Origin of the sequence: Stappia sp. (assembly GCF_048261845.1) — a bacterium.
In the GTDB taxonomy this organism is placed as follows: domain Bacteria; phylum Pseudomonadota; class Alphaproteobacteria; order Rhizobiales; family Stappiaceae; genus Stappia.
This window is the reverse complement of sequence record NZ_JBLXFR010000077.1, coordinates 1-14,306: the sequence shown is the minus strand read 5'-3', so window position 1 is coordinate 14,306 and position 14,306 is coordinate 1. Positions and strand designations below refer to the sequence as shown.

Sequence of the window (14,306 nt, the reverse complement as noted above, 5' to 3'; positions counted from 1 at the left end):
CGGCCAGCTCGATGTTGATCTCGGCGATCACGTCGGCGGGCTTGTCCTGGGCACCGCCCAGCAAGCCGCCGCCGCTCGAGCCGCCGGCCGTGGTCACAGCCATCACGACATTCTTGATGCCGGCGACCTGCAGCACCTCGCGTTCGACATCGTCGACGAGGTCGAGCGCCTCGCGGGCCGAGAAGTTGCCGCGCGCCGAGACCAGGACGATGGCCGCCGGCGGCTCCTCCTCCACGAAGAACTCGACACCCTGCGCGTTCTGCATGAAATACGCGAAGATGCCGCCCGAAAGGACCACCAGCGCAACGAGGGTCACCACGTTGCCGAGCGGCGTGCCGGCGCAAAAGCGCAGCAGCCGCACATAGACGCCGGTCGCCCCGCCCACCTTGTCGGCGTCGAACTGCTCGCCCGCCGACAGCAGCTTGGCTTCCGCCTGCTCCTGCGCCGCCATGCGGTCCGCGCGCCGCCGCGACATGCGGATCAGCGGCGACAGGCCGCGACGGGCGAGAACGCCGACGACGAGGCCGAGCAGCAGCCCGAGCGGCACCATCGCCGCCGCCGGTACGGCAAAGGGCAGGGCCTCGCCCGCACCCGACACCGCGACCGCGACGCCAAGGCCGATCATGCCGGCGACGATCCACTCGGCATTGCGCCCCGTCCAGGAGATCATGCCCGACAGGACGGCGCCGGTTGCCGGCAGGAAGACGAGCGCCGTCAGCAGCGAGGCCGACAGCACGATGATCACCATGATCGGCAGGTAGCTCATGAACTCGCCGGCAACACCCGGCCACAGCAGCATCGGCAGGAAGGCGGCGAGCGTCGTCGCCGTCGACGAGACGATCGGCCAGAACATCAGCTTGGAGGCCCGGATATAGGCCTCCTGCGCCGGCATTCCTTCCGCGATCTTGCGGTCGGCGTACTCCACCATGACGATGGCGCCGTCGACCAGCATGCCGACGGTCAGCACCAGGCCGAACATCACCATCGTGTTCACGGTCATGCCGATCGCCGACAGGATCAGGAAGCCGACCATGAAGGAGGCCGGAATGGAGATGCCGACGAGGATCGCCGATTTCGGTCCGAGCGCCCACACCACCAGGATCATCACCAGGAAGATCGCGGTCAGGATCGACGATTGCAGCGAGCCGAGGATCTCGAAGATGCTTTCCGACTTGTCGAGGATGTAGTCGATGCGGATCGTCGAGGGCCAGTCCTTCGTCGCGTTCTCGACCACCTCGCGCACGGCGGCGTTGTTCTCGATGATGTTGGTGCCCTTGCGCTTCACCACGTTGAGGGTGATCGCCGGGTGACCGTTGACGCGGGTATAGGTCTCCGCATCCTTGAATGTACGGCGGACATCGGCAATGTCGCTGAGCGTGACGACGCCTTCGCCGCTCTGCTTGATCGGCAGCGAGTAGACATCCTCGGCGGTCTCGACGAGGCCGGGCACCTTGACGTTGAAGCGGCCCCGGCCGTTGTCGAGGAAGCCGGCCGGCACCAGCTGGTTGTTCTGCGACAGCGAGGTCAGCAGCTCCTGCTGGGTGACCTGGTAGGATTCCAGCTTCATCGCGTCGATGACGACCTCCAGAAGCTCTTCCCGGTGACCGGAAAGATCCGCCGAAAGCACTGTCGACACCGCCTCGACCTGGTCCTTCAGCCGCCTTGCGTGGCGGTAGAGGGTCCGTTCGGGCACGTCGCCCGACAGCGCCACGAAGATCGTCGGCTGCAGCGCGAAATTGGTCTCGACAATGGTCGGTTCCTCGGCTTCTGCCGGCAGGTCCGCCTTGGCCTGGTCGACCTTGTCGCGGACATCGGCAAGCGCCTTGTCCTTGTCGAAGTCGATGTCGAACTCGAGGATGATGCCGAGATGGCTCTCGGCGGAGATCGTGGTGATCTCCTTCAGGCCGTCGAGGCCGCGAAGCGCCGTTTCCATCGGCCGCGCCAACAGGCGCTCGGCGTCCTCCGGCGAGATGCCCTGCTGGCTGACCGAGACATAGAACACCGGAATGTCGATGTCCGGATCGGCCTCTTTCGGCACGCCGATATAGGCCATGACGCCCGCGGCGACCATGACGACCATCAGCGTGAGAACGGTTCTCGGTCGGCGCAGGACGCCTTCGAGCATGGAAATCATTGTTTGGCCTCCGCCGTGATCGCCACCGGTTCGACCGTCTGTCCGTCGGTCACGTAGTCCTGCCCGGCCGTGATCAGCCTGAGCGTCTCGGGCAGTCCGGAAACCCAGAGCCCGTCTGTGTCGCCTCCCAGCACCTTGACCGGGTGGAAGACGACCCTGTTGTCATCGTCGACGGCGCGCACGCCCAATGTCCCTGCGTCGTCCAGCGTCAGCACGCCGGAGCTCAGCCGGTGCGCCTGCTGTTCGCTCAAGGGCACGCGCGCGGTGGCCGTGATGCCGTCGCGAATGGCGCCGTCCTTGTTGTCGATCTCGACCTCGACGCGGAACGTGCGCGTGGCGGGGTCGGCGGCCGGAGCGATGTAGCGGATCGAGCCCTTGGCGGTTTCGCCGGTGACCAGCTCGACTTCGGCCTGCTGGCCGAGGTCGAGCTTGCCGATCTCGCGTTCCGACACCTGGCCGATCGCGAGGATCGGGTCGGCATCGATGATCGTGGCGCAGATGTCGCCAACGGAAAGCACCGTGCCGGTCTTGACCATCGGGCTTTCGACGACGCCGGAGATCGGCGCCTTGATGATCGTGCGCGACAGCTCCAGCTCCTGTTCCTCGAGCCGGGCCTTGGCCGCATCCATCGCCGCCTTCAGCGCGGCGACGCGGGTCTGGGCGGTGAAGCCCTTTTCCTTGAGCTGGGTGGCGGCCGTATGGTCCAGCTCCGCCTGGGCGAGCTGGGCCGTGGCTTCCAGGACCTTCGCTTCCCGCGCGCCCTTGTCGAGCACGCACAGCACGTCGCCCCTGGCGATGCGCTCGCCCTCGGTGACCCGCCTCTCGGCGACGCGGCCGTCGGTTTCGGCGCGCACCTCGACCTTGGCGTCGGCCTCCGTGCGTCCGCGGATCACCAGCACCGAGCGGCGCGGTTCGGCCGACATCTGGCGCACCGAAACGCGGAACGGGGTGTTTTCAGCCTCCTGCCGCTGCTCGGACAGCGGCGGTTCGGCGTTGGCAGCGTCGGCCCGGCCGCCTTCCACATAGGTTCCGGTCCACATCCAGCCTGCGACACCGGCGGTGATGCCGATGGCGAGAATGTGGGAGAAGCGGATCTTCATTCGGTCAGTCTCCGGGCTTTCGGCTCACTCGGCTGCCTGGGGCAGGGGGGTGAGGCCGCTTGCGATGGTTTCAAGGCGCGTGCGGTTGGCTTCGAGGAAGCGGATGTCCTCGCGCATGCAGTGGCGCCCGTAATCAAGGATGAAGTCGGCTGCGGGGCGGCGGTCGCAGGGCTCGTTGCAGATCGTGTCGAGTTTCTCCAGTTCGCCGCGCAGATGGGAGAGACGCGCGTCGATGGCCTTGCGGATGGCGTCCATCCCCGCCATCTCCGCGCACATGGCGACCAGCAGGAACGGAGAGCGGAATGTATCGGGCGCCGGCGGCTCGGCGAGCGCGCGCACGAATTCGGACCGGCCGGCCTCGGTGATGGAATAGACCTTGCGCGCAGGCTTGCCGCTCTGCGCTTCCTCGCGGACGGTGACGAGCTTTTCCGCCTCCAGGCGAGCCAAAGCCGGATAGATCGAGCCGAAGCTGGCATCGACGAAATAGCTGTACTTGCCTTCGGTCGAAAGTTTGCGGATCTCATAGCCTGTCGCATCGCCAAAATTCAGGATTGCTAGACACAGTGTTCTGACGCTCATGTTCTTGGCCTTTCCGCCCTCGCCGGGATGTCGCCAGCAACACGTTCGCCGTGGATGGGCCACGGTCATCGCTTTTTCGTGCTGGCTCTTCTTGTCTTTTTCGCCTGGCTGGACCGACATCGCTTGCGCTTTTCGCGGCCGTCTTGCGCGCCGTGGCGGTCGGCCCCTTGCGGGCAACGGCCTGCGGCATCAACGGTGCGGGCGCAGCAAGTTTCAAATTGTATTATATATCGGCCCGATATACTTTCGCCTTATATAGGTGGAGGCGGGCTGCGCACAAGCACGCAGCGTGAATTTTTCGCGGACTGCTGAATTTTTCACGGGGCGCCCGGACGGCCTGCGCCAATCCACCGCGTCGACAGGCCCGCGTCCGCGTCCTATCTGGCCCTCAGGACGGCGCGAAATCGTTTCGCGCCGACACGCCGGAGACGGATCGGTGACCGCAGGCTTTCAAGACGGAAACGGGATCGACGGCCGCAATGCCGTGCCGCGGCCGCACGGCATTGCCTGGCTCGCGGCCTCGCCGTTCTTCCGGCTGCTGGCGATCAACTGGCTGATCGGCGCCTTCGTCGCCACGATGGTGCTGGGCGGCCTCCTGTGGTTCGACACCGGCGGGCTGCGCAGTCTGGTGCTCGCCTCCGATCAGCCCTGGCAGCCGGTCCTCCTGCTTTTCGCCGGCCTGATGATCACCCTCTGCTCGGCCGCCATGGGGGCAGCGATCATGGCGCTTCCCGCAACAGACGAGGGGACAGGCGGTCCCGGTCGCCGGGTCCATCGGGCGATGCCGGCGCTTGTCGCGCGGCCTGCCGCCGTCCCGGTTCGCCTCCCGAGGCACCGCTGAGGGCGCGGCAAACGCGCGAAGTGCTTGCATCGGTGCGCGGTTTTGGGTTTCCTCGCAGCCATGAGCGGCCCGGCAGCGGGCCTTGACCCCTTTCACGGGACGATCCTCCATGAGCGACACCTATCCGCGTGACCTGATCGGCTACGGGCGCAACACGCCAGATCCCCAATGGCCGAGCGAGGCGAATGTCGCCGTCCAGTTCGTTCTCAACTACGAGGAAGGCGGCGAGAACTGCCTGCTTCATGGCGACAGCCATTCGGAGGCCTTCCTGTCCGAGATCGTCGGCGCCGCGCCCTGGACGCGCCAGCGCCACATGAACATGGAATCGATCTACGAATACGGCTCGCGCGCCGGCTTCTGGCGCCTGTGGCGGATGTTCACCGAGCGCTCCATGCCGGTCACCGTCTACGGCGTCGCCACGGCGCTGCAGCGCAACCCGGACGCGGTCGCGGCGATGAACGAGGCCGGTTGGGAGATCGCCTCGCACGGGCTCAAGTGGATCGAGTACAAGGACTTCTCCCGCGACGACGAGCGCCGCCACATGGACGAGGCGATCCGCATCCACGAGGAGGTGACCGGCTCGCGTCCGCTCGGCTGGTATACCGGGCGTTCCTCCGAGCACACCCGTGAACTGGTCATGGAGGAGGGCGGTTTCCTCTATGATTCCGACAGCTACGCCGACGATCTTCCCTATTGGGTCGAAGGCCCGGCCGGGCCGCATCTGGTGATCCCCTACACGCTCGACACCAACGACATGCGCTTCGCCACGCCCCAGGGCTTCAACTCGGGCGACCAGTTCTTCACCTACCTGAAGGACACGTTCGACACGCTCTATGCCGAAGGCGAGGCGGGCGCGCCGAAGATGATGAACATCGGGCTGCACTGCCGTCTCGTCGGCCGTCCGGGGCGCGCCGCCGCGCTTGCCCGCTTCCTCGACTATGTCGCCGCCCACGAAAAGGTCTGGGTGGCCCGGCGCATCGACATCGCCTGGCACTGGCATGCCCACCACGCCGCCGGCTGAGGCGGCGCGCGCGGCCGGTCATGTCGAGGCCCTTGTCGACCGGTTGCACGCAAACCCGCCGCTGCGCGTCTGGTCGCTGATCGTCACGATCTTCGGCGATGTCGTCGCCCCGCGCGGCGGCGAGGTCTGGGCCGGCACCCTGTCGGCCCTGCCCGGCCTGATGCGCACCGCCGCGCCGGCCGTGCGCGCCGCGCTCTCGCGCCTTGCCCGCGATGGCTGGCTCGACCGGGTCAAGGTCGGCCGGCTCAGCTATTGCGCCTTGTCGGAGGAGGGCCGCCGCGCCTTCGGCCCGGCTCTGGCGCGCGTCTACCGCCGCATGCCCGGCGAGGGCGGGGGCGATGTCCCGCCGGAGCTTCGGGTTCTGGTGCTGCCCGAGGGCGATGCCCGCGCCGCCCTGCGCGATGCCGCCCTTGCCGCCGGTTACGGCCAGCTCGCTCCCGGCATCCTGCTCGGCACCCCGGCCAGCGCCGGGCTTCCCGGAGATGCCGCCGGCAGCGGCATCGTCACCCTGAGTGCCTCGCTGCTTTCCGGTTCGCGGGAAGAGCTTGTCGGGCGGGCCTTCGACCTTGCCCCGCTTGCCGACCGCTACCGGGCCTTTGTCGCCGCCCATGCGCCGCTTGCCGCGGCCCTTGCCGAAGGCGGCCGCCTGTCGGACGAGGCGGCGATGATCGCGCGCATCCTGCTCATCCACGACTATCGCCGCCTGATCCTGCGCGACCCGTTGCTGCCGCGCGCGCTGCTGCCGGCCGGCTGGCCCGGCCACGAGGCGAACGCGCTCGCCGCCCGCCTTTACGGAGCCTTGCGCCCCGGCGCCGAGGCATGGATCGCCGCCCATGCCCGCGCCCGCGACGGGGCGATGCCCGCCGCCGAAGCCACCGAGCCGCTGCGCTTCACCTGAACCGCTCGTTCCGCCCGCCTGGTGTGTTCCGCCTCTGTGCGCTGCAACGTGTGACGAAAATAACTTGAAACATGAAATATCGTCACGTATTATCGTTGCCATGATGAAGGCGCTCCCTTGGCAGGGGAGTGGCCGCGCGGCCGGCGGGACCCATATGTTCCGCAAGGGCAACCGAGGGAGGGTCTTGCGCATGTACACCCAGGCACTGAATGCCCGCGACACCGAATCCGCCGGGGCCGAGGACGCCGGGCGCCTTGCCGCCTTCCAGGCGCGTGTCGATGCGGAAGACAAGATCGAGCCGAATGACTGGATGCCCGAGAGCTACCGCAAGACGCTCGTCCGCCAGATCTCCCAGCACGCCCATTCCGAGATCGTCGGCATGCTGCCCGAGGGCAACTGGATCACCCGCGCCCCGACATTGAAGCGCAAGGCGGCCTTGCTGGCCAAGGTGCAGGACGAGGGCGGCCACGGCCTCTATCTCTACTCCGCCGCCGAGACGCTCGGCGTTTCGCGCGAGGAGCTGACCGACCAGCTCCTGTCGGGCAAGGCGAAATACTCCTCCATCTTCAACTATCCGACGCCGACCTGGGCCGATATCGGTGCCATCGGCTGGCTGGTCGACGGCGCGGCGATCATGAACCAGATCCCGCTCTGCCGCTGTTCCTACGGGCCCTATTCGCGCGCCATGATCCGCGTGTGCAAGGAGGAGAGCTTCCACCAGCGCCAGGGTTACGAGCTGCTGCTGGAGATGTGCCGTTCCTCTGAAGAGCAGAAGGAGATGGTGCAGGACGCGCTGAACCGCTGGTGGTGGCCGTCGCTGATGATGTTCGGCCCCTCCGACACGGATTCCAGGCACTCCGCCCAGTCGATGGCCTGGAAGATCAAGCGTTTCACCAATGACGAGCTGCGCCAGAAATTCGTCGACGCGACCGTGCCGCAGGCCCATTACCTCGGCCTGACGCTTCCCGATCCGGACCTGAAGCGCAACGAGGAAACCGGCCACTGGGAATATGGCGAGATCGACTGGGAGGAATTCTCCCGCGTCATCGCCGGCAACGGTCCGTGCAACCGCGAGCGGCTGGCCGCGCGGCGCAAGGCGCACGAGGCCGGCGCCTGGGTGCGCGAGGCCGCCCTTGCCCATGCGCAAAAGCGCCGCGACCGCCGCGAGGCCGCGCGCCACGCCGCCGAATAGGGGGCAAGGCCGTGCACGTGGCCCAGTTCAACATCTCGAAGCCGCGCCACCGGGTCGACAGCCCGCGCATGGCCGGTTTCGTCAACAGTTTCGACCGCGTCAATGCCGCGGCGGACCGCAGTCCGGGGTTCGTCTGGCGTCTTGTCGCCAGTGAAGCGGAGGCGGCCGTGCTGCCGCGCGACGGGGAGGACGAGGTGATCGTCAACCTGTCGGTCTGGAGAACGGTCGCGGACCTGAAGCACTACGTCCGCAACACGGTTCACAGGCAGGTCTACGACATGCGCGGGCACTGGTTCGCGGATCTCGGCAGGCCCCATTTCGTGATGTGGCTCGTGCCGGACGGGCACCGGCCGACAACAGAAGAAGCATTCGGGCGGCTCGGCCACCTGCGGCGACACGGCGACAGCGACCACGCCTTCGGCTGGGACGGCCTGCCGCATGTCGAGCGCTGGCTGGAAGCACGCCATTCCTGAAGGGGACACAGCAATGACCGAGAAGAACACGCCGCTCTGGGAAGTCTTCATCCGCTCGCGCACCGGCATGGCGCATCGCCATTGCGGCTCGGTGCATGCGGCCGACGAGGAGATGGCGCTGCAGGCGGCGCGCGACGTCTACACCCGCCGCGGCGAGGGCGTTTCCATCTGGGTGGTGCCGTCCGCCGCCATCATCGCCTCCGATCCGTCGGAGAAGGAGGAGATGTTCGAGCCGACCGCCTCCAAGATCTACCGCCATCCGACCTTCTACGAGATCCCCGAAGAAGTCGGGAACATGTGAGCGGGATGGGAAGCGACATGACCGCCAGCGACACAATGACCGCAACGGAGCTCAAGGGCGACCTCTTCGCCTATGTCCTGCGCCTTGCCGACGACGCCGCCATCCTCGGCCAGCGCCTCGGCGAATGGTGCGGCCACGCCCCGACGCTCGAGGAGGACATCGGCCTTGCCAATGTCGCCCTCGACCATATCGGCCAGGCCCGCGCCCTCTACACCCATGCCGCCGGGGTCGAGGGCAAGGGCCGCGACGAGGACCAGCTCTGCTTCCTGCGCAAGGAGCGCCAGTTCGGCAACTGCCTCCTGGTCGAGCAGCCGAACGGCGATTTCGCCCAGACCATCCTGCGCCAGTTCTTCTTTTCCGCCTTCATGCTGCCCTTCTGGCGCAGGCTGATGGCCTCCAGGGACGCAACGCTCGCCGCCATCGCCGCCAAGGCCGAGAAGGAAGCGACCTATCACGTGCGCCACTCGGCCGAATGGACCATCCGCCTTGGCGACGGCACGGCCGAAAGCCATGCCCGCGCCCAGGAGGCCGTCGACATCCTGTGGCCCTACACCGGCGAGCTGTTCGAGGCGGACGATCTGGTTTCCCGTCTGGTTGCCGCCGGCATCGCCGTCGACCCGGAGAACCTGCGCGAGGAGTGGCGCGCCGCCCTGCGCGAGGTGTTCGACGAGGCCACCTTGCGGCTTCCCCCCGAGGGCTGGTTCCAGACCGGCGGCCGCTCCGGCCTTCATTCGGAAGGCTTCGGCCATCTCCTCACCGAGATGCAGTACATGCAGCGCGCCTATCCCGGCCTCAGGTGGTGACGATGGGCGCGCGGGTGCACGACCTCGACGCGGAAAGCGCACGCCGGCGCGCCTTCGAGGTGGCCGCCGAAGTGCCCGATCCCGAAGTCCCGGTGCTGACCATCGGCGATCTCGGCGTGCTGCGCGACATCCGCGTCGCACAAGATGGCTCGCTCGATGTGGACATCACCCCGACCTATACGGGGTGTCCGGCCATGGCCGTCTTCACCATGGACATCGAGACGGCGCTTGCCGCCGCCGGTTTCGACAGGGTGCGCATCAACACGGTGCTGTCGCCGGCCTGGACGACGGACTGGCTGAGCGCCGAGGCGCGCGAGAAGCTGCGCGCCTACGGCATCGCCCCGCCGGCCGGCAAGGCTTCGCGCCGGGCGCTGTTCGGCGACGACGAGGTCGCCTGTCCGCGCTGCGCCTCGCTCGACACGGAAAAGGTCTCCGAGTTCGGATCGACCGCCTGCAAGGCGCTGTGGCGCTGCCGGTCCTGCGCCGAGCCTTTCGACTATTTCAAGTGCCACTGATCCGGCGGGACGATCCGCCGGAGTGACGAAAACGGCGGGACCGCCGCCGCGAGGGAGAAAACCGCATGTCGCCGCGATTCCATGCGCTCAAGGTCAAGGACGTGAAGCGCGAGACCGCCGAGGCCGTCTCCATCTCCTTCGACGTGCCGGAGACCTTGCGCGAGGCCTACCGCTTTTCCGCCGGCCAGTACCTGACCTTGCGTGCCGTCATCGACGGCGCCGAGGTGCGCCGCTCCTATTCGATCTGCGCCGGCGAGGATGACGGCGAGCTGCGCGTCGCGGTGAAGAAGATCGATGGCGGCGTCTTTTCCGCCTTCGCCAACGAGAACGTCGCCGCCGGCGACGAGATCGACGTGATGACACCCTCCGGCCGCTTCCTGCTGCCGGCCCATGAGGGCGGGCCGCGCAGCCTGGTTGCGATTGCCGCCGGATCCGGCATCACCCCGGTGCTCGCCATGATCCGCACCGTGCTGACCCGCGAACCGGAGAGCGACTTCTTCCTCTTCTACGGCAACCGCAGCGCCCAGACGATCATCTTCAAGGAAGAGATCGAGGACCTGAAGGACCTCTTCCCGACCCGTTTCGGCGTCTTCCACGTTCTCTCGCGCGAGACCCAGGACGTCGAGGTCCTGTCGGGCCGCCTCGACCGGGAGAAGCTTGCGACCCTGCTCACATATGTCGTGCCGGCGCGCGAGGCGGACGCGCTGTTCCTGTGCGGCCCCGGCGAGATGATCGAGGCCGCCACGTCGACGCTGAAGACGCTCGGCGTCGACGAGGCCCGCATCCACCGCGAGTTCTTCACCCCCGCCGACGGTTCCGCCCCGCATGCGGCCAAGCCCGCCCATGCTGAGGCCGATACCGGCCACGCGGCGCGCGCCGAACTGATCATCGACGGCGCCCGCGTTGCCGTGCCCGTTGCCGCCGGCGAGACGATCATCGATGCGGCGATCCGCGCCGGCGTCGAGGCGCCGTTCTCCTGCAAGGGCGGCATGTGCTGCACCTGCCGGGCGAAGGTCGAGGCCGGGAAGGTCGACATGGCGGTCAACTATTCGCTGGAGCCCTGGGAGGTCGAGGCCGGCTTTGTCCTCACCTGCCAGTCACGCCCCGTCACCGACACGGTGGTGCTCGACTTCGACGCGATGTGAGGGACGGGCCGCTCTTGGCGGCCTGGCTTTCCTCCCGTCGATGCGGCATGCTGTCGTCTTCCGAGACCTCATCCCGCAGACGGCCCCACCCCCCGGCCGTCATCCCGGACTTGATCCGGGATCCATTCATTGCCAGAGCGGCGGGAGGGCGCGCCGCTGCATGCCGCAGACGCCGGGGCTCCTTTTGACGATACGGGTGCCAATGGGCCCCGGGTCGCGCTTGCGCTTGCCCGGGGTGACCGGTGGAGAGTGGTCGCGGTCTCTTTCAACACCTCTTGCGCGGCTGATCCGAAAACGCAAAACTTGCCGCGTTTTCAATCGAGGCGCGCGCATTGGCCGATCCGGATTTCGACCGCGAGGAATTTGAGAAATGGCTCCAGGGTCATCCGCGCGAGGTCGCCGTGGCGCTGGCATCGCGCGCAGCGCTTCGTGTGTTTCCTGTTGTTAGGCGGCATGTGAGGGTAACTAGCGTTTCCTCCGAAGCCGTTTTTTTATCGTTGTTTCGTGCAAATTTCTTAGCGTGTGGATTTGTCGACTACAGGCTTCAGACTAGAGTGAGTCGTTCTGCTGCCGACAATGCGGCCGCTGCCGCGTCGCGAGCAGCGCGATCCGCTCGAGATCTTGCGCGTGCCGCTAACTCTCGTTCTTCCGCTCGCGTCGCCCGCTTTATCGGCAATGCCGCCTCTGACGCTGCCACCACCGCTTACGCTGCTTCTCCCAACGCTGACATCCCGATCTTTGCCGCTGCCGGCCACGCTGCAGCAGCGGCATTGAGTGCCACCATGGTTTCAACTGACACTGCAGCGTTACCCGCTGTTCCCAATACTGATTTCGCCGTAGCTCTAAGATCGGATCGCGAAATTATTGATGCTGGTTTGACCGCGCTAGAACTAGCGCGAATGCCCTTATGGCTGAACGGCATTTCTGAGGAGCTCGGGCGGGACTGGAAACGCCTCAGTAAAGACCTTCTCGCACTCGATCCGAACTGGTCGGTCTGGACCGACTGGTACGAGGATCGGCTTTCCGGGCGGTCGGCGGAAATAGAGTTCGAGATTGCACGGGCGAACCTGCCGGAGAAGCTTTGGAAAGCGGGCGCGAGGACCGTCAACGCCGAACTGAAGCGCATCCGGGACGAGCTTCTCGAAAAGCGCCGCAGGAAAGCCAAATCGGAGGACGGCGACATCGATGACGCCCCGCTCTCCGATAAAGCCTTGGTGCAGGGGCCGGGCGTTCTGCATTTCACGCCGGGCGAGACCGCCATGGATGTCGCCCGGGTCACGTCGGAGCTTTCCGTCTCCGAGGCGGCGCGGGATGCGCTGCATGACGGGCTGATCCAGCTCCTGCGGGAAGCGCTTGAGGGACAGGAAGAAGCGCGTGACGCGCGGCGCAATCACGATTTTCCCGAGCGACTTGAGACGGCTCTTCGCAAGCTCATCGCGTTTCTGGAAAGCGCGGACGGCAAGCAGGGAGGCGCGCTGCTTCATGCCGGCCGAAGGTTCCTGACGCGCGTTGCGGAGCTTATGCGTGACGGCGGCACGGGTCTCGCCGAACTGGACGATCCGCTGAACGAGGCGGTCGAGGCGCTGGCCGAGTTGAAGGCCTGCTACCCCGAGATTGCCCAAATCGAGCGCGATCGGCTGAGGGGCGAGATCACCGCCCGCAATCAGGACCGGGTGGTCGCGGCGCTCAACCGCATGACCAGGACGCTTGAGGCACGCACTGACGCGCTGACCGAGGAAGCGCGCGAAAAGCTCGTCGCGCTTTCCGAAGCGACGACCGAGGAGACCGACCCGGAAACCCAGGCGAACCTCGCCGCCGATCAGGCGCAGGTCGACCGCAATCTCGCCAAGGCATCGACCAAGGTCTTGCGCGATTTTCAGCGTGAGATGGTTGAAACCGCCAAGGTCGAACTCAAGAAGGAAGCCAAAGACCTTTTCGTCCGCAAGCCGATCCGGTGGGCCACGCGCACGCTCCTGCGCACCATGCTTCCGGGTGTTCGTGAGTTGGAAGACCTTCTGCCGAGCTTCGCTCAGGTTCGCGATCAGATCGAACGCATCCTCGCACGCGAGCCGGAAGACGACGACCCGCCGTCTGACGACGACGACTGATTCCGCTCACCTTTCCCAAAGCTCGTCATCGATGATACGCGCGGCTTCAAGCCCGCTCAGATAGGCGCCGTGCACCGTGCCGTGGTGGCGGAAGGTCGTGTGCTCTCCGGCCAAAAGCAGGGTTCTTTCGATCGGAACGGCGAGCCCGTCGAAATCCTCAGGCCGTGCGCCCGTGCTGGCGAAGGAATAGGTGCCCCGGGAATAGGGGTTCTGCGACCAGCGGGTAACCCGCATGGCGACCGGGTCGGGGACCTTGCTTCCGAACATCGCCCGCACTGCCTGCATGATGTCGGCGGACAGTTCGGAGTCCGAAAGGGCCTCCGCCTTGCCCGCATAGGCACCGACGCCGAGGCCGAGCAGGATGTTCTGCGGCGAGAAGGTCCGGTAGTTGAGGAAATAGTTCCATCGGCCCTTTTCCTCGCTCATGAGGCCGAAATACTGGGTGTCTGCCGGCCAGTGTGGCTTGTCGAACTTGAGGGCGACCTTTGTCACGTTGCCCATGCCGATCCGCTCCAGCGCCGCCTCCGCGCCATGTGGAAGCGGCGGGTCGAAGGCGATGTCCCGCGCCTTGAGGACGCCGAGGGGCGCGGTGCACACGACGAAATCCGCCTCGAACGTCCCGCTCCCCGCGAAAACGGTCGCGCCGTCGCCGGCCTCGTATTCCACCCGTTCGACCGGGTGTCCGAGCCGGATGTCGAGCCCCTTGGCCAGCATCTTCGGGATTGCGTCGTAGCCCTGGGGCAGGATCACGTCGGCCCCGTCGAAGGTCTCATCCTCGTCGAAATAGAGCGCGGACAGGTCCTCCAGGGCGCCGCCCGTGTCGAACTCCGTGTAGGCGGACATCATCCATGCAAGCAACGGGTCCCCGGCGGCGGCCGGATCGACCTGCCGGATCGCCTGTGACAGTGCCAGGTCACGGTCGAGCGCCGCGTCGATGCGCGCATATATCGCCTCGAGCCGCCTTTGCGCGGCCAGGACCCTGGCGCGCGGTTGCGGCATGCCATCGGCGGAATGGACGGTGAAGCGTTCATCGTCCGTGACGAAGGTTGCCGCGCCGGCGCGTCTGGCGCCCTCGCGGACGGGCTTGCCAGGCGGGCCGGGGATCCATCCGGCGCCGGCCACGAACGGTGCGCCGAGGGAATGGCCGGCCGGGATCCGGCCGCCGACGCGGCCGGTTGCCTCCAGGACGATCACCT

General features: G+C 66.8%; 13 protein-coding genes and 1 pseudogene. 10 read left to right on the top strand and 4 right to left on the bottom strand.

The annotated features are described in order from the left end of the window. From ACN0T5_RS19490 to ACN0T5_RS19480, 3 genes are all read right to left on the bottom strand, one after another. A partial coding sequence (locus ACN0T5_RS19490) for an efflux RND transporter permease subunit (protein WP_417770280.1) occupies nucleotides 1-2,134 on the bottom strand: 2,134 nt, incomplete at its 3' end. Next, nucleotides 2,131-3,234: an efflux RND transporter periplasmic adaptor subunit gene (locus ACN0T5_RS19485; protein WP_417770279.1), complete on the bottom strand. Its 1,104-nt coding sequence runs from the start codon at nucleotides 3,232-3,234 to the stop codon at nucleotides 2,131-2,133. The genes ACN0T5_RS19490 and ACN0T5_RS19485, both read right to left, overlap by 4 nt. Nucleotides 3,235-3,258: 24 nt before the next feature. Beyond that, complete coding sequence (locus ACN0T5_RS19480; protein ID WP_417770278.1) at nucleotides 3,259-3,813, bottom strand: helix-turn-helix transcriptional regulator; 555 nt, start codon at nucleotides 3,811-3,813, stop codon at nucleotides 3,259-3,261. Nucleotides 3,814-4,249: 436 nt separating this feature from the next. Here ACN0T5_RS19480 and ACN0T5_RS19475 point away from each other — a divergent pair, with 436 nt between their 5' ends. The 10 genes and pseudogenes from ACN0T5_RS19475 (at nucleotide 4,250) to ACN0T5_RS19430 (ending at nucleotide 13,110) form a co-directional block, all read left to right on the top strand. Next, nucleotides 4,250-4,654 carry a hypothetical protein gene (locus ACN0T5_RS19475; protein WP_417770277.1) on the top strand — a complete coding sequence of 135 codons (405 nt, stop codon included), beginning with the start codon at nucleotides 4,250-4,252 and terminating at the stop codon, nucleotides 4,652-4,654. 109 nt (nucleotides 4,655-4,763) lie between these two features. After that, nucleotides 4,764-5,663 (top strand): annotated as a pseudogene (gene puuE / locus ACN0T5_RS19470) (allantoinase PuuE); the annotation flags it as partial. Continuing rightward, entirely contained in the window at nucleotides 5,593-6,573 is a 981-nt protein-coding gene (locus tag ACN0T5_RS19465) for a PaaX family transcriptional regulator C-terminal domain-containing protein (RefSeq protein WP_417770276.1), read from the top strand. The pseudogene puuE and the gene ACN0T5_RS19465, both read left to right, overlap by 71 nt. Before the next feature lie 190 nt (nucleotides 6,574-6,763). After that, nucleotides 6,764-7,765: a 1,2-phenylacetyl-CoA epoxidase subunit PaaA gene (gene paaA, locus ACN0T5_RS19460; RefSeq protein WP_417770275.1), complete on the top strand. Its 1,002-nt coding sequence runs from the start codon at nucleotides 6,764-6,766 to the stop codon at nucleotides 7,763-7,765. 11 nt (nucleotides 7,766-7,776) lie between these two features. Then, a complete protein-coding gene (locus ACN0T5_RS19455; RefSeq protein ID WP_417770274.1) occupies nucleotides 7,777-8,238 on the top strand; it encodes a DUF3291 domain-containing protein in 462 nt (153 codons plus the stop codon). Nucleotides 8,239-8,251: 13 nt separating this feature from the next. Next, entirely contained in the window at nucleotides 8,252-8,539 is a 288-nt protein-coding gene (paaB, locus tag ACN0T5_RS19450) for a 1,2-phenylacetyl-CoA epoxidase subunit PaaB (RefSeq protein WP_417770273.1), read from the top strand. Nucleotides 8,540-8,556: 17 nt separating this feature from the next. Next, nucleotides 8,557-9,342 carry a 1,2-phenylacetyl-CoA epoxidase subunit PaaC gene (gene paaC, locus ACN0T5_RS19445; RefSeq protein WP_417770272.1) on the top strand — a complete coding sequence of 262 codons (786 nt, stop codon included), beginning with the start codon at nucleotides 8,557-8,559 and terminating at the stop codon, nucleotides 9,340-9,342. A 2-nt stretch (nucleotides 9,343-9,344) separates the two neighbouring features. Continuing rightward, nucleotides 9,345-9,857, top strand: a complete 513-nt coding sequence (gene paaD / locus ACN0T5_RS19440) for a 1,2-phenylacetyl-CoA epoxidase subunit PaaD (RefSeq protein ID WP_417770271.1) — start codon at nucleotides 9,345-9,347, stop codon at nucleotides 9,855-9,857. A gap of 65 nt (nucleotides 9,858-9,922) precedes the next feature. Beyond that, the gene (gene paaE / locus ACN0T5_RS19435) at nucleotides 9,923-11,002 is read left to right on the top strand and encodes a 1,2-phenylacetyl-CoA epoxidase subunit PaaE (RefSeq protein ID WP_417770270.1); all 1,080 of its coding nucleotides are present in this window, start codon (nucleotides 9,923-9,925) and stop codon (nucleotides 11,000-11,002) included. A gap of 332 nt (nucleotides 11,003-11,334) precedes the next feature. Continuing rightward, the gene (locus ACN0T5_RS19430; protein WP_417770269.1) at nucleotides 11,335-13,110 is read left to right on the top strand and encodes a hypothetical protein; all 1,776 of its coding nucleotides are present in this window, start codon (nucleotides 11,335-11,337) and stop codon (nucleotides 13,108-13,110) included. Nucleotides 13,111-13,116: 6 nt separating this feature from the next. Here ACN0T5_RS19430 and ACN0T5_RS19425 read toward each other — a convergent pair. After that, nucleotides 13,117-14,306: flavin monoamine oxidase family protein (locus tag ACN0T5_RS19425; RefSeq protein WP_417770268.1), on the bottom strand; the 1,190-nt coding region annotated here is incomplete at its 5' end.

Coding starts and splice junctions, on each gene's coding strand:
- ACN0T5_RS19485 (WP_417770279.1), bottom strand. CDS start 3,234: ATGAAGATCCGCTTCTCCCACATTCTCGCCATCGGCATCACCGCCGGT.
- ACN0T5_RS19480 (WP_417770278.1), bottom strand. CDS start 3,813: ATGAGCGTCAGAACACTGTGTCTAGCAATCCTGAATTTTGGCGATGCG.
- ACN0T5_RS19465 (WP_417770276.1), top strand. CDS start 5,593: ATGTCGCCGCCCACGAAAAGGTCTGGGTGGCCCGGCGCATCGACATCG.
- paaA (WP_417770275.1), top strand. CDS start 6,764: ATGTACACCCAGGCACTGAATGCCCGCGACACCGAATCCGCCGGGGCC.
- paaB (WP_417770273.1), top strand. CDS start 8,252: ATGACCGAGAAGAACACGCCGCTCTGGGAAGTCTTCATCCGCTCGCGC.
- paaC (WP_417770272.1), top strand. CDS start 8,557: ATGACCGCCAGCGACACAATGACCGCAACGGAGCTCAAGGGCGACCTC.
- paaD (WP_417770271.1), top strand. CDS start 9,345: ATGGGCGCGCGGGTGCACGACCTCGACGCGGAAAGCGCACGCCGGCGC.
- paaE (WP_417770270.1), top strand. CDS start 9,923: ATGTCGCCGCGATTCCATGCGCTCAAGGTCAAGGACGTGAAGCGCGAG.